We start from the raw sequence: 23,174 nt of genomic DNA, 5'->3' as shown, positions 1-23,174 counted from the left end.
GCACTGAAAAGGCGTTGCAAAACGAACAGTTGGCGCGCTGTTGACCGCTTGTGCTACCAGACCGCAAAGCCTCTCGCCTCGGGTAGGCAGCCATACGAGAGATTCCCTTAGATGCTGGGTTTGCTACGCCGCCGCTATCTCGACGTTCTCGGATCGATTTATATCTACAATGAACATCGCGGCTATACTGCTATAGACCGGGTTCTGGACGCGGTCCGCGCGCGCTCGCCCGACGATCTGGAGTTGATACAGGCTATCGAACGACACCGGGCCGACGAGCGAACGCACTACATGATGTTTCGTCGCTGGTTTGAACGCCAGAATCGCCTGCCGCTGGCCGTCGACCGCACGTTCGGCCACATTGATCGCTTCATCGAGATCGTCTTTCGCAAGCGCATCGACGATCTGGATACGCAAGCGGTGATCGATGACGACCGCCTGTTCGAGAAGCTTTGCCGCGTGATCGCCCTGACGGAAAGGCGCGGATACCGACAGGTGGAGATCCTGCTCAAACATCCTTTGGTAAAAGGCGACCCGGTGCTCATGAAAATCTTCCAGATCATCAGGCAGGACGAGCCCAGTCATTGGGCACCTTATGAAGGCTGGCTGCGAGAACATGGCAGGCGCGAACCAAAGTGGTGGGAACGGCGGATCGACACGTTTATCCATTCCGAACTGCTCTTCCTGAAGCTGCCCTTCCTTTTCTTCAATCCCTTCACCCGTCGACGCAGCGGCTGGGCTGACGGAGGAGAAGCCGCGCCCGTACGTCCGCGACCGACCTCCTGACCCGGCGCACTGCGTTCATGAAAACACGATTTCTCAATCGCCGGGTCGGCGCCATGCTGTTGCGCAATACCGTCTCGAGTTCGCTGTCCTTCCTGGCGAGCATCGGAGTGCTCTGGCTGCTCGTAACCTATGCAGACATGGACGAGGTTCTCGCCGCGGCGATAGGCTTCGTCGCCGCGCAAAGCGTACACTACGCACTGGCACGGGGCTGGATATTTCCTGAATCCGACCGTGCGGTGGGAACCGGTTACGTCATATTTTTGGCAAACGCCGGTCTTGGCATGGCTATCACCGTCAGCCTCTACGCCTTGTTGCTCGATTGGACCGGCATGAACTATCTCTTGGCCCGGTTGCTCGTGTCGGTCGTTGCCGGGTTGGCCATGTTCCTGTCCAACGCGACGTTGAACTTCCGTAAGGTCTGAGCGATATGCGCATCGCCCTGTTCTCGGGAAACTATAATTATCTTCGCGAAGGCGCGAACCGTGCGCTCAATCACCTGGTTGACTATCTGGAGCGCGAAACGGGGGCGAGCGTTCATGCCTATTCGCCCGTGACCGACACCCCGGCATTCGAGCCTGCCGGAACGCTGGTGCCGGTGCGTTCGATCACCTTGCCCAAGCGCAACGAATTTCGCCTTGCCCTGGGCATATCCAAATCGGCGCGCGACGATCTTGAGCGTTTCGATCCGCATATCGTGCATGTATCGACGCCTGACATCCTTGGCGTGCGCGCACAGAGTTGGGCGATCGGCCATGGTGTGCCGATTGTGGCCAGCATGCATACCCTGTTCGAAACCTATCTCGATTTCTACGGGCTAGGCTGGTTGAGGCCGTTGGCAGAAGCACATCTGCGCCGATTCTACCGCCGCGCGGACCACGTGTTGGCGCCCACCCCCGAACTGGCTGCGGGGTTGGCTGCCATGCGCGGCGACGATCGCGCCAGCGTGTGGAGCAGGGGCATCGATCGAAACCGATTTGGTCCCCATCACCGTGACATGGCGTGGAGACGCTCACGCGGCATAGCGGACGATGAGATCGCCATACTGTTTTTCGGTCGACTGGTTCTAGAAAAGGGCATCGATGTCTTTATCGAGGCCATGCGGGCGGCCGAAGCGACTGCGAAACTGCATGTGGTAGTTGTCGGTGAAGGCCCGGCCCGGCCGCTGTTCGATCATCTTGAAAACGCCGTACTGCTAGGACATTTGGAAGGCGATGCTCTGTCGCGCGCAGTGGCGAGCGCCGATATTATGCTAACGCCCAGCACCACCGAAACCTTCGGCCAGGTCATCCTGGAATCGATGGCGAGCGGCGTTCCCGTCGTCAGTGCCGATGCTCCCAATGCGCGAGCGCTGATCGAACCTTTCAGGACCGGATTGCTTTGTACGCCGAACGATCCGCAGGCGTTCGCCGCGTCTGTCTCGGTGCTGGCGAATGCCCCGTCCTTGCGGGCGGCCATGGGCTCTGCCGCGCGCGAAGCGAGTTCAGTCTATTCCTGGGACGAAGCTTCAAGAAGCGTCGCAGCGATCTACAAGAGGATCTTGGCCAAGGATATTTGACCGAAGGTCTTTTTGTCTTTCTTTCCGACGCCGGGTCATCCCGTTGGCATGACGGTCGTGCGGCCAAAATCACTCCCACTCGATCGTGCCCGGGGGCTTCGACGTATAGTCGTAGACCACGCGGTTGATGCCCTTCACTTCGTTGATGATCCGCGTCGCCACGCGGCTGAGGAATGCGGCGTCGAAAGGGTAGATGTCGGCGGTCATGCCGTCGGTGGAGGTGACGGCGCGCACGGCGCAGACATTGTCGTAAGTGCGGTAATCGCCCATCACGCCTACCGTGCGGACCGGCAGCAGCACGGCGAAGGCCTGCCAGATCGCGTCGTAGAGGCCGGCCGCGCGGATTTCCTCCAGGTAAATGGCGTCCGCCTTGCGCAATATGTCGCAGCGTTCCTTGGTCACTTCGCCCGGGATGCGGATGGCGAGGCCGGGGCCGGGGAAGGGATGGCGGCCGACGAAGATGTCGGGCAGGCCCAGTTCCCTGCCTAGCACCCGCACCTCGTCCTTGAACAGTTCGCGCAGGGGCTCGACCAGCTTCATGTTCATGCGTTCGGGCAGGCCGCCGACATTGTGGTGCGACTTGATCGTGACCGAAGGCCCGCCGGTGAAGGACACCGATTCGATGACGTCCGGGTAAAGCGTGCCCTGTGCCAGGAAGTCGGCGCCGCCGATCTTCTTCGCTTCCTCCTCGAAGACGGCGATGAATTCGCCGCCGATGAATTTTCGCTTCTTTTCCGGGTCTGTGAGGCCGGCGAGGCCGCCCAGGAAACGATCCTCCGCGTTCACATGCACCAGCTTGATGCCATAATGTTCGCGGAACAGGCTGACGACCTGCTCGGCTTCGCCCAGCCGCATCAGGCCGTGGTCGACGAACACGCAGGTCAGCTGGTCGCCGATCGCTTCATGGATCAGCACGGCGGCGACCGCGCTGTCGACACCGCCCGACAGCCCGCAGATGACCCGGCCATCGCCCACCTGCTCGCGGATCTCGGCGATCTTCACCTGTCGGAATTCGGCCATCGTCCAGTCGCCCGGACAGCCGCAGACATGGCGCACGAAATTGGCGATCAGCTTGCCGCCGTCCGGTGTATGCGCGACCTCCGGATGGAACTGCGTGCCGTAGAATTTCCGTTCCTCGTCGGCGATCACTGCGAAGGGCGCGCCGTCCGAAACCGCCACGATCTTGAAGCCGGGCGCAAATCTGGTGACCTTGTCGCCATGGCTCATCCACACCTGATGGCGTTCGCCCACCTGCCACAGGCCATCGAACAAGGCGCATGGCTCGGTCACGGTCAGGAAGGCGCGGCCGAATTCGCCGCCCTCGCCGGTTTCGTGCCCGGGCCGCACCTCGCCACCCAGCTGGTGACTCATCACCTGCTGGCCATAACAGATGCCCAGGATGGGGACTCCGGCGTCGAACAGCATCTGCGGCGCGCGCGGGCTACCGTCCTCCGGCACGCCGGCGGGGGAGCCCGACAGGATGATGCCGCGCGGCTTCATGCGCCGGAAAGCGGCTTCCGCCTGGGTGAAGGGCGCGATTTCGGAATAGACCCCGGCTTCGCGGACACGGCGGGCGATGAGCTGCGTCACCTGGCTGCCGAAATCCACAATGAGGATGGAATCCTGAAGGGGCAGCGTCATCGAATCGCCTTTGCTTGGATCGAGGGAAGGGATTCGCGCCCGCTTAGTCTGCCGGCCCCGTCCTGTCCAGCTATGCCGGGAACGCTTTTATGCTGGCGGGCGGCTGGAGGCGGCCCTATAGGCCCCCGGCCGACAGGGGACGGCGATCGGGGGGAATTGCCATGACCAGCCAAGTCCGCGCGGCATCGACTGGCCGGCGCTCCGCCTTCGATTGGCTGAACATCGCGCAGCCGCGCCTGCCCGCGCCCGATGGAACCGATCCCGACGCGTTGCTGGCTCTCATGCGCACCGTGCGGCAGGAAGGGGTCGAGGGCGGGGAGCTGGACGGCTATCTGGCTCGGGACTGGCGGCGCTTCATCTATACGCTGGACCTGTGCCTGGGCGTCGAGGGACAATGCCTGGAACTGGGGGCAGGCCCCTATTTCACCACGGTCCTGCTGCGCGAATATACGTCCCTGTCGCTGACCCTGACCAATTTCTTCGGCGGGCCGGAGACGCGCGGGGAGGATCGCATCCGCTATGCCGCCGCGGGGCAGGCGGACGGCGAGGCGCATGTCCTGGCCTATGATCATTTCAACGTCGAGACCGATCGTTTTCCCTATGCCGATGCGAGTTTCGACATCATCCTGTTCTGCGAGGTGCTGGAGCATCTGACGCATGATCCGCTTCCCGCCCTGCGGGAAATGGCGCGCGTGTTGAAACCGGGCGGGCGCCTAGTGCTCACGACGCCCAATGTCGCGTCCGCGCGCAATCTGTTGCGGCTGATGCGCGGCGACAATGTGCACGACCGCTATTCGGGCTATGGCCCCTATGGCCGGCACAATCGCGAATATACGCTGGACGAGGTCGTCCGCCTGCTCGCCCATTGCGGCTTCTGGGTCGAACGCGGCTTCACCGCCAATGTGAAAGGTTCGGGAATGGGAAGCATGATCGCCGGTTTCCTGACGCAGATAGGATTTGGCCTCTGGTCGCGGCGGCGCGGGCGGCGCCTGGGCCAATATATATTCGTGTCGGCAACGCGCGGCGCCGAACCGTCGCCGGGACATCCCGGCTGGCTGTATCGCAGTTTCGACGATCAGGCCTGAACGGCGGCAGCGCCGTCCTCGCCGCGTCCCGCCATCCAGCCCAGCAGCGCTGCGCCGCCCAGTACGGCGGCGGCGATCAGGAAGGCGCTGCCGATGAAGGGCAGGTCGGGCGCGGGGCCGGTCGAGAGCGAGTAGATCCAGCCGAAAAACAGCGGCGAGGCGATGCCGGCGATGGCGGCCACGCTGTTGTTCGCGCCCTGCAACTGGCCCTGCTCGCTTTCCGATACGCGCCGCGTCATCAGCGACTGGAGCGTCGGCATGGCGAGGCCCCAGAGCGCGTTGGGAAAGAGCGCGCTCAGCATCAGCCAGCCGGTCGGCGCCAGCCCCATGCAGACGATGCCGACCGTGCCGAACAGGAAGCCGATCACCATGGTGCGCCGGTCGCCCAGCCTTTTCACCACCGGGCCGACCAGCAGCCCCTGCACGCCCATGTCCAGCAGGCCGACAAGGCCCAGCAGCGCGCCGACTTCCCATGCCCCCCAGTCGTAGCGGTCGCCCGCATAGAGGACGAACACCGCGGAAAAGACGTGGTGGGCGAAATGGAGCAGAAAATTGACGAACGCGAGGCTGGAGAGTTCGGGGTGCGAGCGCAGCAGCTTCAGCGCGCCGAACGGATTGGCCCGGCGCCAGTCGAACGCCATGCGCCTGTCGGGTGCCAGCGATTCGGGCAGCACCAGCAGGCCGTAGAGAAAAGCGACCGCCGACAGGGCCGCCGCCGCCCAGAAGGGCGCACGCAGCGAGATTTCACCCAGCATGCCGCCCAGCAACGGCCCGGCGACGAAGCCGCCGCTGAAGGCCGCGCCGATCAGGCCATAGGCCCGGGCGCGCTGGTCGGGCGGGGTGATGTCGGCCATGTAGGCGAAGGTGGAGGTGAAGCTGGACGAGGTGACGCCGGCCAGAATGCGGCCAAGCGCCAGCCACCACAGATCGGGCGCGAGCGCCAGCAGCACATAATCCAGCGCCAGCCCCGCGACCGAGATCAGGATGACCGGCCGCCGTCCATAGCGGTCGGACAGCGAACCGATGACCGGCGAGCAGAGAAATTGCATCGTCGCCCACAAGGCGATGAAGGTGCCGTTCCACAGGGCCGCCGCGCTGGTCGAGCCCGACAATGTTTCGATCAGCTGGGGCAGGACAGGAATGGTGATGCCCATCGACATGACGTCGAGCAGCGCGGTCACGAGGATGAAGGCGATCGCGGCTTTGCGGCGGGTCGGAGCGAGGGTCATGCCGGTGCGCTATCGTGCCGCACGGGCAATGCCAAGGTCACGGCGCAAAGTTCATGGTGTCGCAGGGGCCTGGCCGCCATGCTTTCCTGCGGTTTCGGGGGGGCAAGGTCACAGGCGCGCGCCCGCCACGCGCCGGGAAGGTCGCCATGGGGTCACGACCGGGTCACGGCAGCGTCATGCCGGCGCGCCGGATGCGTTGCCGTCGGGTCATGGCTGCGTGCGCGGGTCGGTGCGGCGGCGGGTCGGGGCATGGCGGTCTGCATTCCGCAGGGTAGACCAGCAAAAATCCCGATAGGAAAGGGGCAATGCGGTGCCCCTCCCCCGACCGTACCGCCGCGCGCGATCAGCGGTCCGGATTGTCCATGGCGGGGACGGATGCGGGCGCGGGAGCAGGCGCGGTGGGGGCGGTGTCGACCGCGCCCTTCACCAGCGTGTCGAGGCTGGACCCGTCCAGGCCCAGTTCCTTCATCAGCCCGTCGATCACCGGCGCCTGCGCCCGGTAGCGGAGCGCGGCCGAGACGGCGGCGCTGGCGAGATTCTGGTCGCCGCCGGCAGCGGCAGGCGCGCCGTCTCCGCCGCCGCCATGGCCGGTGATGCCGTCCACCTGCACGATGCGGATGGAATCGATCGCTTCCATCGGCCGGGCCGCTTCCCGCACCAGATCGGGCAGGACCTTGAGCAGCGCCATCTTGGTCTGGAGCGATACCTGATCGGAGGAGAGGATGTTCGCCGCCTCGTTCACGGCGCGCTGGCCCGCCGCCTCCACCTCGAAACGCACGCGGTCGGCGTCGGCACGCAGCTTGGCGGCCTCCGCCTCGCCCTCGGCGGCGAGGCGCATCGCTTCGGCCCGGTCGGCCGCCGCCTGCTTTTCCGCCTGCGCTTCCACCTTCACCTGGATGGCGGCGCGTTCGGCCTCGCGGGCGGCGTCGATCAGTTCGATCCGCTTGATGCGTTCGGCCACCTCCGTCTCGCGCGAGGTCGCCACCTGTTCCTCGGCGGCCACGGCCTTGGCGCGGGCTTCGTCGGCCTGCGCCTTGGCCTGGCTTTCCAGCCGGCTCTTGTTCTGAACCGCGATCTGCTGTTCCTGCCGGGCGAGTTCGAGCGCCTGTTCCTGTTCGATGCGGGCCTGCTGCACGGCGCGGTCGGCCTCGATCTGCTGGCTGTCGACCAGCTTCTTCGCCTCGATCCGGGCCTGGTCGGCCTCCTGCTGGCGCAGCGACTGTTCGCGGGCAACCTCGGCGATCTGGGCGGCGCGGCGCATCTCCACCTCGCGTTCCTGCTCCAACCGGGCGAATTCGGTGTCGCGCGAGATGAGGAGCGACTGGCGCTGCGCCTCCAGATTCTTGGTCTCTATCTGGACGCGGGTGTCCTGTTCGATGTCGTTGCGGGTCTTTTTGCGCAGCTCGATCTGCTCGGTCAGCTTGGTCAGGCCCTCCGCGTCGAAGGCGTTGTTGGCGTTGAAATGTTCGATCGAGGTCTGGTCTAGGCCGGTCAGCGAGACGCTTTCCAGTTCGAGGCCGTTCATCGCGAGATCGACCGAGGACACCTGCTGCACCTTCTGCACGAATTCGCTGCGCTGTTCGTGCAGCTGGTTCATGGTCATGCCCGCCGCGACCGAGCGCAGAGCGTCGACGAACTTGCCTTCGACCAGTTCCTTGAGCGCTTCCGGGTTCATGGTGCGCATGCCCAGCGTCTGCGCGGCGATGGCGATCGACTGGCCGTCGGGCTTCACGCGGACGTAGAATTCGGCCTTCACGTCGATGCGCAGCCGGTCGAGCGTGATCAGCGCGTCGGCATTCTTGCGTTCGACCGCAAGGCGCACCGTGTTCATGTTGACCGGCATCGTTTCATGGAAGATCGGCAGCACCAGCGCGCCGCCGTTCATCACGACCTTTTCGCCGCCGACGCCGGTGCGCACGAAGCCCACTTCCTTGGACGCGCGCTTGTACAGGCGGGCGAGCACGATGCCGACGATGAGCAGCGTGACAAGGCCGATGCCCGGCAGCGCCACATAGGGGACGATCGAGAAACTGTCCTGCACGGCCGGCAAGGTCATGAGATACTCCTAGAGACGGGGGAGATAATGATCGCCATGGGATATGGCGCGGAACAGCGGGCCGTCGCGCCGGACGAGGAGGACGGCCTCCCCTTCCTCCAGCACCTGGCCCGCATTGTCGGGTTCGACCATGACATAATGGGTCTGGCCATGATGGTCCTCCACGCGCGCGCGCGCTGGGGATCCGGCGGCGGCGCGGCCGGTGACGATCCGGGCGTGACTGCCGGTCAGCATGTCGAGCGAGATGGCGGTCGTGTGATCGCGCGGCAGCAGCGGGCCGATGACCCGCGCGGCGAGGCCGGTGGCGGGCAGCGCCGCGACGGCGGCGGCCGGAACCGCGACCCATCCGGACAGCATCCCGCCCGCAAGGTCGAGAGCGAGATGCTGTCCGGTAAGGCCGATCAGCGCGAACAGGGCGAGGAACAGGGTCAGCAGCGCGAGCAGCGGCATCCGGCCGAACCCCAGCCAGCCGAGCAGGTCGGCATCGCCGTCCAGGTCCAGATCCATGTCGCCGTCCAGCCCGAGCGCCTGCACGCCGCCGATCAGCAGCATCAGCACCAGTGCCGACACGAACATGATATTGCCCGGTGCGAAAAGAAAATCGCCCACCCTAACCCCCTGATTCGGGGGGGATCCTAACCCAATGGGGGGCAGGCGGACAGCAAAACCGGCGCGCGATCAGCGCAGGACGAGATCGCGGCTGAGATAGACGCTGACCACGCGGCCGTCGCGGTTCATCGCGCAGGTGAAGCGGCGCGTTTCGCCGCCGGCCGCGCGATAGGCCGTGCGGCTTTCCACTTCGCCGTCGACATTATAGCCGCCGCTGGTCGCGGCACGGGGCGCGTCGACACGGCGGATTTCGGCATAGGCCGCGCCGCGCGCCTGCGCTTCGTCCCGCGCGGCGAGCGCGCAGGCGTCGGTCATCCGGTCGTCCATGTCGTGGGCGGCGGCCAGGTCGGAAAAATCGCCGTCGTCGCCCGGCGCGGCGTCGCCGCGCATGTCCGCGCCATAATCGGTGCCGTCCGTCGGGGGTGCGTCGTCCCCGGGCTGATCGCGATAATTCCGGTCGGCGGGGTCGTGCCCGGTGCCCTGCGCGGCCTTGCGGTCCTTCGACAGGGAAGAGGCCACGATGGCGACGGCGCCGACCAGCGCGGCGACGCCGATCGCGTCGCCCACGCCGAAGCGATCCCGGTCCCGGTAATGATGGTGCCAGCCGCGGTCCCGGTACGGACGGGCCTGCGCCGTCCCGATGCTGCCCGTCACCATCGCAACGCCGACCAGCGCGCCCGTCATCCAGCGAAGCCCGTTACCCATCGCACCCTCCGTCCCGATCCGACGAAGGGAGCCATATCCGCGTCCGGCTGTCGCGCGGCTGAACGGGGGCGTTAAAATCAGCCGCCGTTGTCGGCGATGATGTCGACGCCGGTCTTGCCGCCCGCTGCGTCGGTGAACAGGATGAAATAGGCGCTGCCGTCGCTCTTGCGCGTGCCGCCCAGCACATGGTCGCCGCCCAGCACGCGATGTTCGCCGTCATAGCCCGCGCGGCGGGCGAGGGTGTAATAATAGTCCATCACCCCCTGGCGCGGCACCGGCGTCACGAAGCTGGCCGCGCGCAGGGTGCAGCCGTCGGCTTGCGCGCCCGCGGCCTCCGTAAGCTGCGCGCCGGGGTAGAGGACGAAAGGCTCGGGCAGGCGCTGCGCCCATTCCATGCCATAGTCGAGTTTCTTCGCGCAGCCCGCATTGCCGCCGCGCGCCGTGGCCTGTTCGCGGGCGACGGCGGCCAGCGTGACGGTGGATTCCATCGCCGCGCCCTCACTGGGCGCGGGCGCGGACAACAGCTTGCCGCCCGCCAGCTTCATCGCCTCCGCCTGGGCCTCGCCCGCGTCGCCGGCGAGCACGGGCACGGCGCCGTTGGCGGGCTTGTCGGCGGGACGGACGGCATTGCGATTGGACTGGCCGACCAGTTGCGGGTCGACGAGGATGGGATCGGAGATCGCCGCCTTGAGCGCCGGATCGGCGCTGTTGTTGGTGAGTTGCGCGTCAAGCGCGGCCAGATTGGCCTCCTTGTCGCCCTTGCCGCAGGCGCCGAGCGCCAGCGCCAGCGAAAGCACGGAAATAGACCGGAACAGCGCCATTCTTCACTCCTTCGTAAACAAGCCATGAAGAGGAGGCGTTAATTTTTCGTTAGGATATTTGGTGAATCGCGGATCTTTTCGCGCGACACGGCCAGTTGCGTCCCACTGGCCTGTCGCAGGTCCTTGCCGCGTGCCTGCGAAAGGGCCATCTAGCCGGCATGCTCAACATATTGTCAGCCCTGATCGGCCTTGTCACGCTCATCCTGATGATCCCGGCGGTCATTCCGCTGCTGGGCGCACTCAACTGGATCCTGGTGCCCATAGCGCTTTTCGGCGCCCTGATCGGCCTCATGTCCTCTAAGAAGGGCGGGCAGAATTTCTGCCTGCTGGTGGCGGGCTTCGGCGCGCTGCGCCTGTTCCTCGGCGGGGGCATCCTCTGACCCGGACGGACGCAGAAACGCGGCGGGGGCTGCTGGCGGGGGTCGCGGCCTATGGGCTGTGGGGCCTGCTGCCGCTGTTCTTCCGCCTGCTGCACCATGTCGATCCGGTCGAGATCGTCACCCAGCGCATCCTGTGGGCGCTGCTGCTGATCCTGGTGATCCTGGCCGCGCGCCGGACGCTTCCCGCGTTGCGCCAGGCACTGGGCGACCGCCGCATCGTGCTGCCGCTGGCCGGATCGGCGGTGATGATCGGCGTCAACTGGCTGACCTATGTCTGGGCCGTCAACGCCGACCATGTCATCGCCGCGAGCCTGGGCTATTTCCTCAATCCGCTGGTCAATGTGGCGCTGGGGGTGATCGTGCTGAAGGAAAGGCTGCGCCGTCCGCAACTGGTCGCGATCGCGGTCGCGGCGGTGGGTGTGGCGATCCTGGCGGCGTCGGCGCTCACCACCTTGTGGATCAGCCTGGTGCTGGCGTTCAGCTTTGCCTTCTACGGCCTGCTGCGCAAGCTGACCCCGGTCGCGGCGATGCCGGGGCTGGGGGTCGAGACGCTGCTGCTGGCGCCGCCGGCCACGGCCTATCTGTTCTGGGAAGCGGGCCATGGCGGCATCGGGTTCGGGCAGGACATGGCAACCAGCCTGTTGCTGATCCTGTCGGGCGTGGTCACGACGGTCCCGCTGGTGCTGTTCGCCGTTGCGGCCCGCCGCTTGCCGATGGCGACGCTGGGCCTGCTCCAGTTCCTGGCCCCGACCCTGCAATTCCTGTGCGGCGTCGTGGTACTGGGCGAAACGCTCAGCGCCGGGCAGATGGCCAGTTTCGCCCTGATCTGGGCAGGGCTGATCCTGTTCGCGACGGACAGCTACAACAGCGCCCGCCGCAACCGGGTGGCCGCGGCCTGACGGTCAGGCGAACTGGGTCGATTCGAACCGCACGGGTTCGCCCACGGCTGCTTCGGCCAGGCTGTCCTCCCACATGACGCGGTGGCCGCGGATGATGGTGCCGATCGCCTTTCCGGTCAGGTCCATGCCGTCGAAGGGCGACCAGTCGCAGCGCGAAGCGAGCCAGTCCCTGCCGACCGTCCAGCGCTTCTTGAGGTCGACCACGGTGAAGTCGGCGTCATAGCCGAGCGCGATGCGGCCCTTGCCCGTCAGGCCGAAGACACGCTGTGGCCCGGACGAGGTGAGTTCGATGAAGCGACGCAGGCTGAGCCGCCCCGCCGCCACATGGTCGAGCAGCAGTGGCACGAGCGTCTGCACGCCGGGCATCCCGCTGGGGCTGGCGGGATAGGGCTTCGCCTTTTCCTCGATCGTGTGGGGCGCATGGTCGCTGCCCAGCACGTCGGGTACGCCCTGGTTGAGCCAGAACCACAGGCCTTCGCGGTGCGCGGCGCTGCGGATCGGCGGGTTCATCTGCGCATGGCTGCCAAGGCGGGGATAGGCATCCTCGGCCGCCAGCGTCAGATGCTGGGGCGTCACCTCGCAGGTGGCGATATCCTTGTTCCGGGCGATATAGTCCAGCTCCGCCGGCGTGGTGACGTGCAGGATGTGGATGCGGCGGCGGGCCTTGCGGGCCAGCGCGATGATCCGCTTCGTCGCGATCATCGCGCTTTCATCGTCCCGCCAGACCGGATGGGACGACGGGTCGCCTTCCACCCGCAAATCCTTGCGCGCGTTCATCCGGGCCTCGTCCTCGGCATGGATGGCGACGCGGCGGCTGCCCGACGCGAGTACGCGGGACAGCGCATCGTCATCGTCGACAAGCAGGCTGCCGGTCGAGGCGCCCATGAAGATCTTGACCCCGGACGTGCCGGGGATGCGTTCCAGTTCCCCGAGCTGCTCGGCATTGTCGGCCGTCGCGCCGACATAGAAGGCATGGTCGCACCACATGCGATGACGGGCGCGGGCGAGTTTGTCATGGACGCGATCGGCGGTGTCGGTGTTGGGATTGGTGTTAGGCATTTCGAACACGGCGGTGACACCGCCCAGTACCGCGGCGCGGCTGCCCGATTCCAGGTCTTCCTTATGTTCAAGCCCGGGTTCGCGGAAATGGACCTGGCTGTCGATACAGCCGGGCAGCACGTCGAGCCCGGTGCAGTCGATCACCTCGCCCGCCCCGCCTGACCCTGCGCCCAGACCCGTGCCGATCGCCGCGATCCGGCCGTCGCGCACGCCGACATCGACCTGTTCCGAACCGCCCGGCGTATGGACGGTGCCGTTGCGAAGGATCATGTCATAGGTCTGGGTCATGGGACGTTCCTGTCTGCTGCCGTCGCGCGAACGACTTGGCTAAGTCGTGCCGCCGTCCTACCTAAAGCCGATGACCGGCACCACCCTAACCGACCGCGCCCTGATCAGAATTTCCGGCGAGGAGGCACGGCCCTTCCTGCAAGGGCTGCTGACGCGCGACGTCCTGACCCTGGCGGACGGTGCGCCGCGCTGGTCCGGGCTGCTGACGCCGCAGGGCAAGGCGCTGTTCGACTTCATCCTGTGGGGCGACGGCGCGGACGTGCTGATCGATTGCGAGGCGGCGCAGGCCGATGCGCTGGCGAAGCGGCTGACGCTGTATCGCCTGCGCCGCAAGGCCGTAGTCGCGCGCGAGGAGACGCTGGCGGTGCACTGGTCGCCCGATGCGCCGGGCCGGCCGCACGACCCGCGCCTGGCCGCGCTGGGCCATCGTTGGCTGGCCCCGGGGGACGGGGGCGACGCGTCGGCCGCCTTTCGCGTCCATCGCCTCTCGCTCGGGATATTCGAGGGCGCCGGGGAACTGGGGCAGGACCAGATATTGTGGCTGGAAACCAATGCGGAGGAACTGCACGGCGTGGATTACGACAAGGGCTGCTATGTCGGGCAGGAAAATACCGCGCGCATGCATTATCGCAACAAGGTGAGCCGGCGGCTGATCGCCGTGCCGCTGGCGCAGGCGGACGAGAAGCGCCAGCGCGCGACCGCGCCCGACCTTGGCCTGTCGATCGAACTGCGGCGGATGGAGGATGTCGACCCGGCGCTGCTCCCCGGCTGGCTGGCCGGCGCCATCGCCGCGCAGGCGGCGGGATGAGGCGGCTGCTTGCCGCGGTGCTGGGCGCGCTGATCCTGACGGTGCCGGCGCGGGCCGAGACACGCTGGACGCTGGTCAAATCCTATCCCCACGACGCGGAAGCCTTTACCGAGGGACTCTTTTATCTGGACGGCGCGCTGTACGAGAGCACGGGACTGGAAGGGCGATCGGAGATACGCAAGGTCGCGCTGCGAACCGGCAGGGTCCTGCAACGCCGCGTCGTCGACCGCCCCTATTTCGGCGAGGGCATCGTCAACTGGAAGGACCGGCTGATCAGCCTCACATGGCGCCATCGCCGGGGGTTCGTGTGGTCGCTGGCCGATTTCGCGCCGCAGTCGGATTTCCGGTACGAAGGCGAAGGCTGGGGCCTGACGCAGGACGGGCACAGCCTGATCATGTCGGACGGGACCGCCCAGTTGCGCTTTCTGGACCCCGACACGCTGGCGGAGCGGCGCCGCGTCACCGTCACCTGGAAAGGCCGCCCGGTCGATCGCCTGAACGAACTGGAATATGTGAAGGGCGAGGTGTGGGCGAACATCTGGTACGATAGCCGCATCGCCCGGATCGACCCGGACAGCGGCGCCGTCATCGACTGGGTCGACATAGCGCCGCTGATGCGGGCCGCGAAGGTGACGGACAGCGAGGCGGTGGCCAACGGCATCGCCTATGACGCCGCGCGCGACCGGCTGTTCGTGACCGGCAAGAACTGGCCGCGCCTGTTCGAAATCCGGGTACGGCCGTAACCGGCCGGCGGGGCCATCGGCACCGCCCTGCGGTTGACAGCAGCCATGCGAATCGGTAATGGCCCTGCTCCCCAAGACGTTGGCGAGCGGCGGTGCTTTCCTGCACCGGCCGTCTTTTTTGCGTCTAGGGGAAGATCATCATGGCCGCCCTTTCCGCTACGGAAAAACGGCCCGGACGCTTTGAGATGGGGTGGCGCCAACCATCCCGTGGAGCAGGAGACCAAGTTACCATGGCACGTATTGCGGGTGTCAACATCCCGACCAACAAGCGCGTGATCATCGCGCTCACCTACATTCACGGCATCGGCCGCAAGACCGCCGTCGACATCGCCGACAAGCTGGGCATCGACCACAGCCGCCGCGTTCAGGACCTTTCGGACGCCGAAGTGCTCCAGATCCGCGAAGCCATCGACGCCGACCTGACGGTCGAGGGCGACCTGCGTCGCGAAACGGCGATGAACATCAAGCGCCTGATGGACCTGGCCTGCTATCGCGGCCTGCGTCATCGCAAGGGCCTGCCGGTCCGCGGCCAGCGCACGCACACCAATGCGCGCACCCGCAAGGGCAAGGCCAAGCCGATCGCCGGCAAGAAGAAGTAATTCGTCCGGGGGACGAATTACTCCGCCGGAGGCAGTTCCCCCCAAGCGGGATGCCTTCAGCATCCAACGATTTCAGTAGGATAGAGCAAAATGGCACGCGAACCCCAGCGCATCAAGCGGCGCGAGCGCAAGAACATCTCGGCCGGCGTCGCGCACGTCAACGCCAGCTTCAACAACACCATGGTGACCATCACCGACGCCCAGGGCAATGCGATCAGCTGGTCCTCCGCCGGCATGATGGGCTTCAAGGGCAGCCGCAAGTCGACCCCCTATGCTGCGCAGGTCTGCGCCGAGGACGCCGGTCGCAAGGCCGCCGAACATGGCGTGCGCACGCTGGAAGTCGAAGTGAAAGGCCCCGGTTCGGGCCGCGAATCGGCCCTGCGCGCCTTGCAGGCCGTCGGCTTTCACATCACGTCCATCCGCGACGTGACGCCGATCCCGCACAATGGCGTGCGTCCGTCCAAGCGTCGTCGCGTCTGATCGCAGCACGCCGTTCATAGCGGGTGGCGGACGCGCCCCCCGTTCACCCGTTTACATTGCCGGAACGTCCTGTCGGGTTCAGGATTTTCAAGCGTTCCGGCCTCCATCCCCAGGGGAATTACATGACTGTCAACATGAAGAACTGGCAGGAATTGAAGAAGCCCAACGCGCTGGAAATCAAGCCGGCCGGTGACGGCGGGCGGAAGGCGACGTTCGTGGCGGAGCCGCTGGAGCGCGGGTTCGGCCTGACGCTCGGCAACGCGCTGCGCCGGGTTCTTCTGTCCTCGCTTCAGGGCGCGGCGGTCACCTCGATCAAGATCGAGAACGTCCTGCACGAATTCTCGTCGCTGGCCGGCGTGCGTGAGGATGTCACCGACATCGTCCTGAACATCAAGCAGGTCGCGCTGAAGATGGAAGGCGAAGGCCCCAAGCGGCTCCAGCTTTCCGCCACCGGCCCGGCCGTGGTGAAGGCCGGCGACATCAGCGTCGTGGGCGACATTGAGGTCATGAACCCGGACCTGGTGATCTGTCACCTGGACCAGGGCGCGACCCTGAACATGGAACTGACCGCCGACGTCGGCAAGGGCTATGTCCCCGCCGTCGCCAACCGTCCGGCCGATGCCCCCATCGGCCTGATCCCGGTCGATGCGCTCTATTCGCCCGTGCGCCAGGTCGCCTACAAGGTCGACAATACCCGCGTCGGCCAGGAACTGGACTATGACAAGCTGTCGCTGACCGTCGAGACCGACGGCACCGTCACGCCGGAAGACGCGGTGGCCTATGCTGCCCGCATCCTGCAGGACCAGCTTCAGCTGTTCGTCCATTTCGAGGACGCGCTGCCCGCCGCCGCACCTGCCGCCGGCCATTCCGCCGGTGCTGCCGCGACGGAAGGCGAAGGCGACACGAACCAGATCAACCGCTACCTGCTCAAGAAGGTGGACGAACTGGAACTGTCGGTCCGCTCGGCCAACTGCCTCAAGAACGACAACATCATCTATATCGGCGATCTGGTCCAGAAGACCGAGGCCGAGATGCTGCGCACCCCGAATTTCGGTCGCAAGTCGCTGAACGAGATCAAGGAAGTGCTGTCGTCCATGGGCCTGCGCCTGGGCATGGACATCCCCGGCTGGCCGCCGGAAAATATCGAGGAAATGGCCAAGAAGCTCGAACAGGAGCTGCTTGGTTGACAAGGTGCGGGTCGGGGCGTCGCTTCGACCCGGTTCCTTATGGGGTGATATGGGCAGTACCCCCGACAACTGCCTGGTCTGGGGTACCTCAAACGGCCCCTTAACGAACGAAGGAATGAGACATGCGTCACAAAATCGGTCATCGCAAGCTTCAGCGCAGCGCCGGCCATCGTACCGCCCTGCTCCGCAACCTGGCCGCCTCGCTGATCAAGCATGAGCAGATCCTGACCGGCACCGCCAAGGCCAAGGAACTGCGTCCCTATGTCGAAAAGCTGATCACGCTGGCGAAGAAGGGTGGCCTGTCCAACCGTCGCCTGGCGCATTCGCGCCTTCAGGACGATGCGCAGCTGACCAAGCTGTTCGACGTGCTGGCCGAGCGCTACAAGGATCGCGACGGCGGCTATACCCGCGTGATCAAGGCCGGTTTCCGCGCGTCCGACGCCGCACCGATCGCCATCATCGAACTGGTCGATCGCGACGTCGATGCCAAGGGCCAGGACAGCGGCCCGGTACAGACCGCCGACGAGGACGAATTCGAGGCCGCCTGATCCGGGCGTCCCGCTACCGGGACAAACATGCTATGACAGGCCGTGGCTCCTCCTGGAGCTGCGGCCTGTTTGTTTGGACAAAAGATGTGGAGAGGATGCGTACCCTGATCCGGTCGGCCCTGCCGGCGATCCTGCTGCTGGGCATGCAGCCGGCCGCCTGGGCCATGGACGGCGCGGACATCGCGCCGACGCGCGCCGTCACCCGCTACCCGGCGGCGGCGCGGCTCGACCTGGTGGAGGATCATTTCGGCGTCAAGGTCGCCGATCCCTATCGCTGGCTGGAAAATGACGTGCGTGCCGATCCGGCTGTGCGCGACTGGGTGGAGTCGGAAAATGCGCTGACCCGCCGCTATATCGACGCGCTGCCGGGCCGCGAGGCGCTGAAGGCCCGGATGGAGGCGCTTTACGCCCATGGCCGCTACACCGTGCCGCGCAAGGCGGGAGGCCGCTATTTCTTCGGTTATAACAAGGGGCTGGAGAACCAGACGCCGCTCTATGTCCGCGAAGGGCTGGACGGGAAGCAGCGCCTGCTGATCGACCCCAATGGCTGGTCGCGGGACGGCGCCGCGGCGCTTGCCGAATGGTCGCCCGCGCCGGACGGCCGTCACCTGGCATTCGCGGTGCAGGACGCGGGCAGCGACTGGCGGACGTTGCGGGTGCTCGACGTCGACAGCGGCCGGACGCTCGACGACACTGTGCAATGGGTCAAATTCTCTCAGATAGCCTGGGACGGCCGGGGCGAGGGTTTTTTCTATTCGCGCTTTCCCGCCCCGGCGCCGGGTGAAACCTTTCGCTCCGCCAATCAGGGGCAGCAGCTCTATTACCACCGCGTCGGCACCGCGCAGGCCGACGACCGGCTGATCCACGCCACGCCCGACCGGCCCGAACTCAGCCATCAGGCGCAGGTGACCGGCGATGGCGCCTGGCTGGTCGTGTCCTCGTTCGAAGGTATCGATCCGCGCCGCGAAATCCATGTCGCCGCGCTGGGGGATGGCGTCCCGGTGCTGCGCCGGCTGGTGCGCGGGCCCGCGCACGACTGGCGGCTGATCGGCAGCAAGGGCGCGATCCTCTATTTCCTGACCGACGACCGCGCCGTCCGCCGCCGCATCGTCACGCTCGATGCGTCGCGCCCGGGCCGGCGCGCGCGCGAAGTGGTGCCGGAGCGAGCGGACACGCTGGCGGGGGGATCGCTGGTCGGCAACCGCCTGATCCTGGCCTATATGCGCGACGCGCAGACGATCGCCGAACTGGTGGAACTGGACGGGACCAAGGTCGGCGACGTCCCGATGCCCGGATTCGGTACGGCGGCGGGCTTTGGCGGACGGGCGGGCGACCCGGAGACGTTCTTCAGCTTTTCCGGCTTCGTCACGCCGTCCAGCATCTATCGTTTCGACACGGCGACCCTGCAAAGCGCATTGTTCGCCCGTCCGGACCTGCCGTTCGACCCGGACGAATATGGGATAGAACAGCGCGTCTATCCGTCGAAGGACGGCACGCTCATTCCCATTACCATCCTGCGCAAGAAGGCGCTGGCCGACCATGCGATCGCGGCGCCGACCATCCTGTACGGCTATGGCGGCTTCAACATTTCGCTGACGCCGGGCTATTCGGCGACGCGCATGGCCTGGCTGGAGCAGGGCGGCGTCTATGCCATCGCCAACCTGCGCGGCGGCGGCGAGTTCGGGAAGGCGTGGCACGAGGCCGGGCGCGGCGCGAACAAGCAGAATGTGTTCGACGATTTCATTGCCGGGGCGGAATGGCTGAAGGCCAACGGCTATACGCCGGCCGACGGGCTGGCGATCGAGGGGCGGTCCAACGGCGGCCTGCTGGTCGGCGCGGTCGTGAACCAGCGGCCCGACCTGTTCGCCGCCGCGCTGCCGGTCGTGGGCGTGATGGACATGCTGCGGTTCGACCGCTTTACCGCCGGACGATATTGGGTCGACGATTATGGGTCGCCGGAAAAGGCGGCCGACTTTCCCCTGCTCTACGGCTATTCGCCCTATCATAATATCGGATCGGGCAAGGATTATCCCGCCATCCTCGTCACGACGGCCGATACCGACGACCGGGTGGTTCCGGCGCACAGCTTCAAATATGCGGCCGCGCTCCAGGCCGCGGACATCGGCGACCGGCCGCACCTTATCCGCGTCGAAAGCCGGGCCGGGCACGGCGCGGGCAAGCCCGTCGACAAGCTGATCGACGAATATGCCGACAGTTATGCCTTCCTCGCCCACTTCGCGGGGCTGCGGATCGACCCGCGGCCGCAATAGTGCGCGCGGGGGACCTGCATGCTTTCCCCCCACGCGGTTTCGCGATAGGGCATATTCCATGACAAATTTGCTTATCGTGATGGGCGGCGGCGCCGTGGGGGCCGGGGCGCGCTATCTGCTGGGGCGGATCGCCGGCCATCTGGCGCCCGGCGCGTCCTGGCCGTGGGGCACGTTCGCCGCCAATCTGCTGGGGGGACTGGCGATGGGGCTGCTGGCCGGCTGGCTGGCGCGCGCCCATGCCGGTGCCGGGACGGGCGAACCGATCCGCCTGTTGCTGGGCGTCGGCCTGCTGGGCGGGTTCACCACCTTTTCCTCCTTCAGCCTGGAAACGATGCTGCTGATCGAGCGTGGCCAATGGGCGCTGGGCGTCGCCTATGCGCTGGCGTCGCTGGTGGGTGCGGTCGTCGCGCTGGCGCTGGGGCTTCAGATCATGCGGAGCGTCGCATGAAGGGCCGGCCGCCCGGCAAGGGAAGCGGGACGTCGCGGGGCGGCAAGCCCGAAGCGCGCAAGCCCGCGCCCGGTCGCGCGCGCGGCGCGGCCAAGGCTGCCCGCGCCCGCCAGCCCGAAGGCGACAAGCCCCGCGCCCGACCCGCCGCCGGAGCAAAGGCGCCACCACTGAAGGCGCCGGCACAGAAGGTCGCGCCGGCGCGGCCCGCCGCCCCCCGTGCTGCGCCGCCCAAAGGCGCGGCGCCGGACGTGCGCCAGTTTCGCGTCGCGGCGGACGACGACGGCATCCGCCTAGACCGCTGGTTCCAGCGGCACCTGCCCGACGTCAGCTTCAATCTCGTGTCGCGCTGGGCCCGCACCGGCCAGTTGCGCGTCGACGGCGCACGGGCCGCGCCGGGCGACCGCATCGCCGAAGGGCAGCAGATCCGCGTGCCTCCCGCCGAGCCCAAAGTGGAAAGCGTGCGGCCGCAGCGACCCCGTGTCGAGCTGAGCCCCGACCAGATCGCCTACGCCAAGGACATGGTGATCCACCGCGACGCACAGGCCATCGTGATCAACAAGCCGCCCGGCCTCGCCACGCAGGGCGGCACCAAGACGGACGAGCATGTCGACAAGCTGCTCGACGCGCTCTGTTTCGACCTCGATGCGCGACCCAAGCTGGTCCACCGGCTGGACAAGGACACGTCCGGGGCGCTGCTGCTCGCGCGTACCGCCCGCTCGGCGGCGCATTTCGCCAAGAGCTTTTCCAGCCGGACCGCGCGCAAGGTCTATTGGGCGCTGGTGGTCGGCGTCCCGTCGATCGAGGACGGGATGGTCGAACTGCCCATCGCCAAGCAACCGGGCACCGGGGGCGAGAAGATGCATGTGGACGAGGCGGAAGGATTGCCCGCCCGGTCGCGCTACCGCGTGATAGAGCGTGCGGGCAACCGCGCGGCCTGGGTGGAATTGCAGCCCTATACCGGACGGACCCATCAGTTGCGCGTCCATATGGCGGCCATTGGCCATCCGATCGTGGGCGACGGCAAATATGGCGGCAAGGATGCATTCCTGAGCGGCACCATCAGCCGCAAGATGCACCTGCACGCGCGTCGCATCCGGGTGGACCATCCCGATGGCGGGCGCGTGGACGTGACGGCGGAACTGCCGGCGCATTTCGCCGACAGCCTGGCCGATCTGGGATTCGACCTGGCACTGGGCAGGCTGCCGCTGGACGACGAGATCGACCGCACGCCCACGCGCGAGGACGAGAAGAAGGTCGCCCGCCAGCATGCCAAGCAGGTGCGCAAGGAGCGGCGGGGCGAGCGCCGGTCGCGCGGGAGTGCCCGCCGTTCATGAGCAACCGGCTGGCCGTATTCGATTGCGACGGGACGCTGGTCGACAGCCAGCATAATATCTGCACCGCCATGATCCGGGCGTTCGAGGGCGCCAGCCTGCCCCCGCCGCAGCGGCTGGCGATCCTGGCGGTGGTCGGATTGTCGCTGCCCATCGCCATGGCGCGGCTGCTGCCCGATGCGGACGCGGATTTCCACAATCATCTGTCCGAACGCTACAAGCTGGCCTTTCAGGCGCTGCGTCGGGAAAATGCGGTGTCCGAACCGCTCTATCCCGGCATCGCCGATCTGGTGCGCGAACTGGACGGTGCCGGCTGGTTGCTGGGCGTGGCGACCGGCAAGTCGGATCGCGGCCTTGCCCTGTGCCTCACCCACCATGGCATCATCGATCGCTTCGTCACGCTCCAGACCGCCGATCGGCATCCGTCCAAGCCGCACCCGTCCATGTTGCTGACCGCGATGGCGGAGGCGGGCGCCGTGCCGGAGACAACCGTGATGATCGGCGATACCAGTTTCGACATCGACATGGGGCGGGCCGCAGGCGTGCGCAGCATCGGCGTCGGCTGGGGCTATCACCTGCCCGACGATCTGGTGCGCGCGGGCGCCCATGCGGTGGCGGTGGACAGCGCGGATCTGCGCCGCCATATCGGCCTGCCATGACAGACGATCCCCCGCCGCCGCCCGATCCCGTCGATCCCGAGAAGGTCGCACGCCAGCGCCATTTCGCTATTGGCCTGTTCCGTCTGTCCGGCGCGTTCATCGTCATGTTCGGATTCCTGGCGATCATGCAGCGCTTTTCCTGGGTGCAGGGGGACAAGGCCAAGGCATTCGGTGCGATCATGGTCGTGACCGGCCTGTTCCAGTTCATCGTTGTGCCGCGCCTGTTGCTGGCATTGTTCCGCACGAGGCCGCCGCGATGAAGCGATTCTATACCGAGGTTTCGGTGCTGCCGGACGGCGGCGGATGGGGCATCCGCCTGGACGGAAGGCCCGTGCGCACCCCGGCCCGCGCGCCGCTGACCCTGCCGACGCCCGCGCTGGCGGAAGCGGTAGCGGCCGAATGGCGCGGGCAGGGCGACATGGTCGATCCCGCGTCCATGCCGTTTACCGGCATGGCGAACGCCGCCATCGACCATGTGGCGCCCGATCCGGCCGCTTTTGCCGCCGGCATAGCCCGTTATGCGCAGAGCGACCTGCTCTGCTATCGCGCGGACGGGCCGGAAGCGCTGGCGGCGCGGCAGGCGGCGGCATGGGACCCGCTGCTCGATTGGGCGCAGGGCCGCTATGCGGTGCGTTTTGCGGTGACGCAGGGGATCATCCCCGTCGACCAGCCCGAAGCGACGCTGGCCCGGCTGCAAGCCGCCGTCGTCGCGCTTGATCCTTTCGTCCTCACAGGATTGTCGACGCTGGTGACGCTCAGCGGATCGCTGATTTGCGGCCTTGCGATCGTGGAAGGCGGCCATGACGTCGAAAGCATATGGCAACTGGCGGAGCTCGACGAGGCTTGGCAGGCCGAGCAATGGGGGGAAGACGCGGAGGCGGCGGCGCGCAGCGCGCGCCGGGCCGCCGAATTTTCCATGGCCGGAGCCTTTTGCGCGATGAGTTGAGCCCACTGGATCGGGAACCGGGTTATGGTTCAATCATTGAAG

The 23,174-nt window shown here is 66.6% G+C and carries 25 protein-coding genes; 18 read left to right on the top strand and 7 right to left on the bottom strand.

Annotated features, from left to right (window positions below):
- Positions 1-111 precede the first annotated feature (111 nt).
- The 3 genes from J3E64_RS05460 to J3E64_RS05450 are packed head-to-tail and all read left to right on the top strand — an operon-like array spanning position 112 to position 2,341.
- On the top strand, positions 112-786 hold the full coding sequence (locus tag J3E64_RS05460; RefSeq protein ID WP_253340693.1) for a ferritin-like domain-containing protein: 675 nt from the start codon (positions 112-114) through the stop codon (positions 784-786).
- Between the two features lie 17 nt (positions 787-803).
- On the top strand, positions 804-1,208 hold the full coding sequence (locus tag J3E64_RS05455; protein ID WP_253340691.1) for a GtrA family protein: 405 nt from the start codon (positions 804-806) through the stop codon (positions 1,206-1,208).
- A gap of 5 nt (positions 1,209-1,213) precedes the next feature.
- Complete coding sequence (locus J3E64_RS05450; protein WP_253340689.1) at positions 1,214-2,341, top strand: glycosyltransferase family 1 protein; 1,128 nt, start codon at positions 1,214-1,216, stop codon at positions 2,339-2,341.
- A gap of 69 nt (positions 2,342-2,410) precedes the next feature.
- Here the strand turns inward: J3E64_RS05450 and guaA are convergent, their stop codons facing one another.
- Complete coding sequence (guaA, locus tag J3E64_RS05445) at positions 2,411-3,982, bottom strand: glutamine-hydrolyzing GMP synthase (RefSeq protein ID WP_253340687.1); 1,572 nt, start codon at positions 3,980-3,982, stop codon at positions 2,411-2,413.
- A gap of 161 nt (positions 3,983-4,143) precedes the next feature.
- On the opposite strand from guaA, the gene J3E64_RS05440 reads away from it, so the two are divergent.
- Positions 4,144-5,067, top strand: a complete 924-nt coding sequence (locus tag J3E64_RS05440) for a class I SAM-dependent methyltransferase (protein WP_253340685.1) — start codon at positions 4,144-4,146, stop codon at positions 5,065-5,067.
- Here J3E64_RS05440 and J3E64_RS05435 read toward each other — a convergent pair.
- The 5 genes from J3E64_RS05435 to J3E64_RS05415 form a co-directional block, all read right to left on the bottom strand.
- The gene (locus J3E64_RS05435) at positions 5,058-6,296 is read right to left on the bottom strand and encodes a TCR/Tet family MFS transporter (RefSeq protein ID WP_253340683.1); all 1,239 of its coding nucleotides are present in this window, start codon (positions 6,294-6,296) and stop codon (positions 5,058-5,060) included. The two genes, J3E64_RS05440 and J3E64_RS05435, sit on opposite strands and share 10 nt — an antisense overlap.
- Positions 6,297-6,639: 343 nt before the next feature.
- Positions 6,640-8,352, bottom strand: coding sequence for a flotillin family protein (locus J3E64_RS05430; protein ID WP_253340681.1), 1,713 nt, complete (start codon positions 8,350-8,352; stop codon positions 6,640-6,642).
- 9 nt (positions 8,353-8,361) lie between these two features.
- Positions 8,362-8,961, bottom strand: a complete 600-nt coding sequence (locus J3E64_RS05425; protein ID WP_253340679.1) for an OB-fold-containig protein — start codon at positions 8,959-8,961, stop codon at positions 8,362-8,364.
- Between the two features lie 69 nt (positions 8,962-9,030).
- A complete protein-coding gene (locus J3E64_RS05420) occupies positions 9,031-9,666 on the bottom strand; it encodes a hypothetical protein (RefSeq protein ID WP_253340677.1) in 636 nt (211 codons plus the stop codon).
- A 77-nt stretch (positions 9,667-9,743) separates the two neighbouring features.
- Positions 9,744-10,487 (bottom strand): hypothetical protein, encoded by a 744-nt coding sequence (locus J3E64_RS05415; protein WP_253340676.1) that lies wholly within the window; start codon positions 10,485-10,487, stop codon positions 9,744-9,746.
- 158 nt (positions 10,488-10,645) lie between these two features.
- On the opposite strand from J3E64_RS05415, the gene J3E64_RS05410 reads away from it, so the two are divergent.
- Together J3E64_RS05410 and rarD are read left to right on the top strand one after the other, a co-directional pair.
- Entirely contained in the window at positions 10,646-10,867 is a 222-nt protein-coding gene (locus tag J3E64_RS05410; RefSeq protein ID WP_253340674.1) for a hypothetical protein, read from the top strand.
- Positions 10,864-11,766, top strand: a complete 903-nt coding sequence (rarD, locus tag J3E64_RS05405; protein ID WP_253341013.1) for an EamA family transporter RarD — start codon at positions 10,864-10,866, stop codon at positions 11,764-11,766. The genes J3E64_RS05410 and rarD overlap by 4 nt, the downstream gene beginning before the upstream one ends.
- A 3-nt stretch (positions 11,767-11,769) precedes the next feature.
- Here rarD and J3E64_RS05400 read toward each other — a convergent pair whose 3' ends face one another.
- Positions 11,770-13,113: a dihydroorotase gene (locus J3E64_RS05400; RefSeq protein WP_253340673.1), complete on the bottom strand. Its 1,344-nt coding sequence runs from the start codon at positions 13,111-13,113 to the stop codon at positions 11,770-11,772.
- A gap of 70 nt (positions 13,114-13,183) precedes the next feature.
- On the opposite strand from J3E64_RS05400, the gene J3E64_RS05395 reads away from it, so the two are divergent.
- The 12 genes from J3E64_RS05395 (at position 13,184) to J3E64_RS05340 (ending at position 23,132) form a co-directional block, all read left to right on the top strand.
- Positions 13,184-13,921: a folate-binding protein YgfZ gene (locus J3E64_RS05395; protein WP_253341011.1), complete on the top strand. Its 738-nt coding sequence runs from the start codon at positions 13,184-13,186 to the stop codon at positions 13,919-13,921.
- Entirely contained in the window at positions 13,918-14,664 is a 747-nt protein-coding gene (locus J3E64_RS05390; RefSeq protein WP_253340671.1) for a glutaminyl-peptide cyclotransferase, read from the top strand. Before J3E64_RS05395 ends, J3E64_RS05390 begins: the two co-directional genes overlap by 4 nt.
- A 230-nt stretch (positions 14,665-14,894) precedes the next feature.
- Positions 14,895-15,263, top strand: a complete 369-nt coding sequence (rpsM, locus tag J3E64_RS05385) for a 30S ribosomal protein S13 (RefSeq protein ID WP_020818664.1) — start codon at positions 14,895-14,897, stop codon at positions 15,261-15,263.
- Between the two features lie 90 nt (positions 15,264-15,353).
- On the top strand, positions 15,354-15,743 hold the full coding sequence (gene rpsK, locus J3E64_RS05380; RefSeq protein WP_004208752.1) for a 30S ribosomal protein S11: 390 nt from the start codon (positions 15,354-15,356) through the stop codon (positions 15,741-15,743).
- A 122-nt stretch (positions 15,744-15,865) separates the two neighbouring features.
- The gene (locus J3E64_RS05375; RefSeq protein WP_253340669.1) at positions 15,866-16,930 is read left to right on the top strand and encodes a DNA-directed RNA polymerase subunit alpha; all 1,065 of its coding nucleotides are present in this window, start codon (positions 15,866-15,868) and stop codon (positions 16,928-16,930) included.
- A gap of 122 nt (positions 16,931-17,052) precedes the next feature.
- Positions 17,053-17,478: a 50S ribosomal protein L17 gene (rplQ, locus tag J3E64_RS05370; protein WP_253340667.1), complete on the top strand. Its 426-nt coding sequence runs from the start codon at positions 17,053-17,055 to the stop codon at positions 17,476-17,478.
- Positions 17,479-17,621: 143 nt separating this feature from the next.
- Positions 17,622-19,748 carry a prolyl oligopeptidase family protein gene (locus J3E64_RS05365; protein WP_253341009.1) on the top strand — a complete coding sequence of 709 codons (2,127 nt, stop codon included), beginning with the start codon at positions 17,622-17,624 and terminating at the stop codon, positions 19,746-19,748.
- Positions 19,749-19,806: 58 nt separating this feature from the next.
- Complete coding sequence (gene crcB, locus J3E64_RS05360; protein WP_253340665.1) at positions 19,807-20,196, top strand: fluoride efflux transporter CrcB; 390 nt, start codon at positions 19,807-19,809, stop codon at positions 20,194-20,196.
- Entirely contained in the window at positions 20,193-21,530 is a 1,338-nt protein-coding gene (locus J3E64_RS05355) for an RluA family pseudouridine synthase (RefSeq protein ID WP_253340657.1), read from the top strand. Before crcB ends, J3E64_RS05355 begins: the two co-directional genes overlap by 4 nt.
- Positions 21,527-22,186, top strand: a complete 660-nt coding sequence (locus J3E64_RS05350; RefSeq protein ID WP_253340655.1) for an HAD-IA family hydrolase — start codon at positions 21,527-21,529, stop codon at positions 22,184-22,186. Before J3E64_RS05355 ends, J3E64_RS05350 begins: the two co-directional genes overlap by 4 nt.
- Positions 22,183-22,446, top strand: a complete 264-nt coding sequence (locus tag J3E64_RS05345; protein ID WP_253340653.1) for a hypothetical protein — start codon at positions 22,183-22,185, stop codon at positions 22,444-22,446. The genes J3E64_RS05350 and J3E64_RS05345 overlap by 4 nt, the downstream gene beginning before the upstream one ends.
- Entirely contained in the window at positions 22,443-23,132 is a 690-nt protein-coding gene (locus tag J3E64_RS05340; RefSeq protein ID WP_253340651.1) for an ATP12 family chaperone protein, read from the top strand. The genes J3E64_RS05345 and J3E64_RS05340 overlap by 4 nt, the downstream gene beginning before the upstream one ends.
- Positions 23,133-23,174: the final 42 nt, after the last annotated feature.

Source organism: Sphingobium sp. OAS761 (genome assembly GCF_024168485.1).
GTDB lineage: Bacteria > Pseudomonadota > Alphaproteobacteria > Sphingomonadales > Sphingomonadaceae > Sphingobium.
The sequence above is the reverse complement of the archived record's forward strand: the minus strand, read 5'-3'. Positions and strand labels throughout refer to the sequence as shown.

Coding starts and splice junctions, on each gene's coding strand:
- J3E64_RS05460 (WP_253340693.1), top strand. CDS start 112: ATGCTGGGTTTGCTACGCCGCCGCTATCTCGACGTTCTCGGATCGATT.
- J3E64_RS05455 (WP_253340691.1), top strand. CDS start 804: ATGAAAACACGATTTCTCAATCGCCGGGTCGGCGCCATGCTGTTGCGC.
- J3E64_RS05450 (WP_253340689.1), top strand. CDS start 1,214: ATGCGCATCGCCCTGTTCTCGGGAAACTATAATTATCTTCGCGAAGGC.
- guaA (WP_253340687.1), bottom strand. CDS start 3,982: ATGACGCTGCCCCTTCAGGATTCCATCCTCATTGTGGATTTCGGCAGC.
- J3E64_RS05440 (WP_253340685.1), top strand. CDS start 4,144: ATGACCAGCCAAGTCCGCGCGGCATCGACTGGCCGGCGCTCCGCCTTC.
- J3E64_RS05435 (WP_253340683.1), bottom strand. CDS start 6,296: ATGACCCTCGCTCCGACCCGCCGCAAAGCCGCGATCGCCTTCATCCTC.
- J3E64_RS05430 (WP_253340681.1), bottom strand. CDS start 8,352: ATGACCTTGCCGGCCGTGCAGGACAGTTTCTCGATCGTCCCCTATGTG.
- J3E64_RS05420 (WP_253340677.1), bottom strand. CDS start 9,666: ATGGGTAACGGGCTTCGCTGGATGACGGGCGCGCTGGTCGGCGTTGCG.
- J3E64_RS05415 (WP_253340676.1), bottom strand. CDS start 10,487: ATGGCGCTGTTCCGGTCTATTTCCGTGCTTTCGCTGGCGCTGGCGCTC.
- J3E64_RS05410 (WP_253340674.1), top strand. CDS start 10,646: ATGCTCAACATATTGTCAGCCCTGATCGGCCTTGTCACGCTCATCCTG.
- J3E64_RS05400 (WP_253340673.1), bottom strand. CDS start 13,113: ATGACCCAGACCTATGACATGATCCTTCGCAACGGCACCGTCCATACG.
- J3E64_RS05395 (WP_253341011.1), top strand. CDS start 13,184: ATGACCGGCACCACCCTAACCGACCGCGCCCTGATCAGAATTTCCGGC.
- J3E64_RS05390 (WP_253340671.1), top strand. CDS start 13,918: ATGAGGCGGCTGCTTGCCGCGGTGCTGGGCGCGCTGATCCTGACGGTG.
- rpsM (WP_020818664.1), top strand. CDS start 14,895: ATGGCACGTATTGCGGGTGTCAACATCCCGACCAACAAGCGCGTGATC.
- rpsK (WP_004208752.1), top strand. CDS start 15,354: ATGGCACGCGAACCCCAGCGCATCAAGCGGCGCGAGCGCAAGAACATC.
- J3E64_RS05375 (WP_253340669.1), top strand. CDS start 15,866: ATGACTGTCAACATGAAGAACTGGCAGGAATTGAAGAAGCCCAACGCG.
- rplQ (WP_253340667.1), top strand. CDS start 17,053: ATGCGTCACAAAATCGGTCATCGCAAGCTTCAGCGCAGCGCCGGCCAT.
- J3E64_RS05365 (WP_253341009.1), top strand. CDS start 17,622: ATGCAGCCGGCCGCCTGGGCCATGGACGGCGCGGACATCGCGCCGACG.
- crcB (WP_253340665.1), top strand. CDS start 19,807: ATGACAAATTTGCTTATCGTGATGGGCGGCGGCGCCGTGGGGGCCGGG.
- J3E64_RS05355 (WP_253340657.1), top strand. CDS start 20,193: ATGAAGGGCCGGCCGCCCGGCAAGGGAAGCGGGACGTCGCGGGGCGGC.
- J3E64_RS05350 (WP_253340655.1), top strand. CDS start 21,527: ATGAGCAACCGGCTGGCCGTATTCGATTGCGACGGGACGCTGGTCGAC.
- J3E64_RS05345 (WP_253340653.1), top strand. CDS start 22,183: ATGACAGACGATCCCCCGCCGCCGCCCGATCCCGTCGATCCCGAGAAG.
- J3E64_RS05340 (WP_253340651.1), top strand. CDS start 22,443: ATGAAGCGATTCTATACCGAGGTTTCGGTGCTGCCGGACGGCGGCGGA.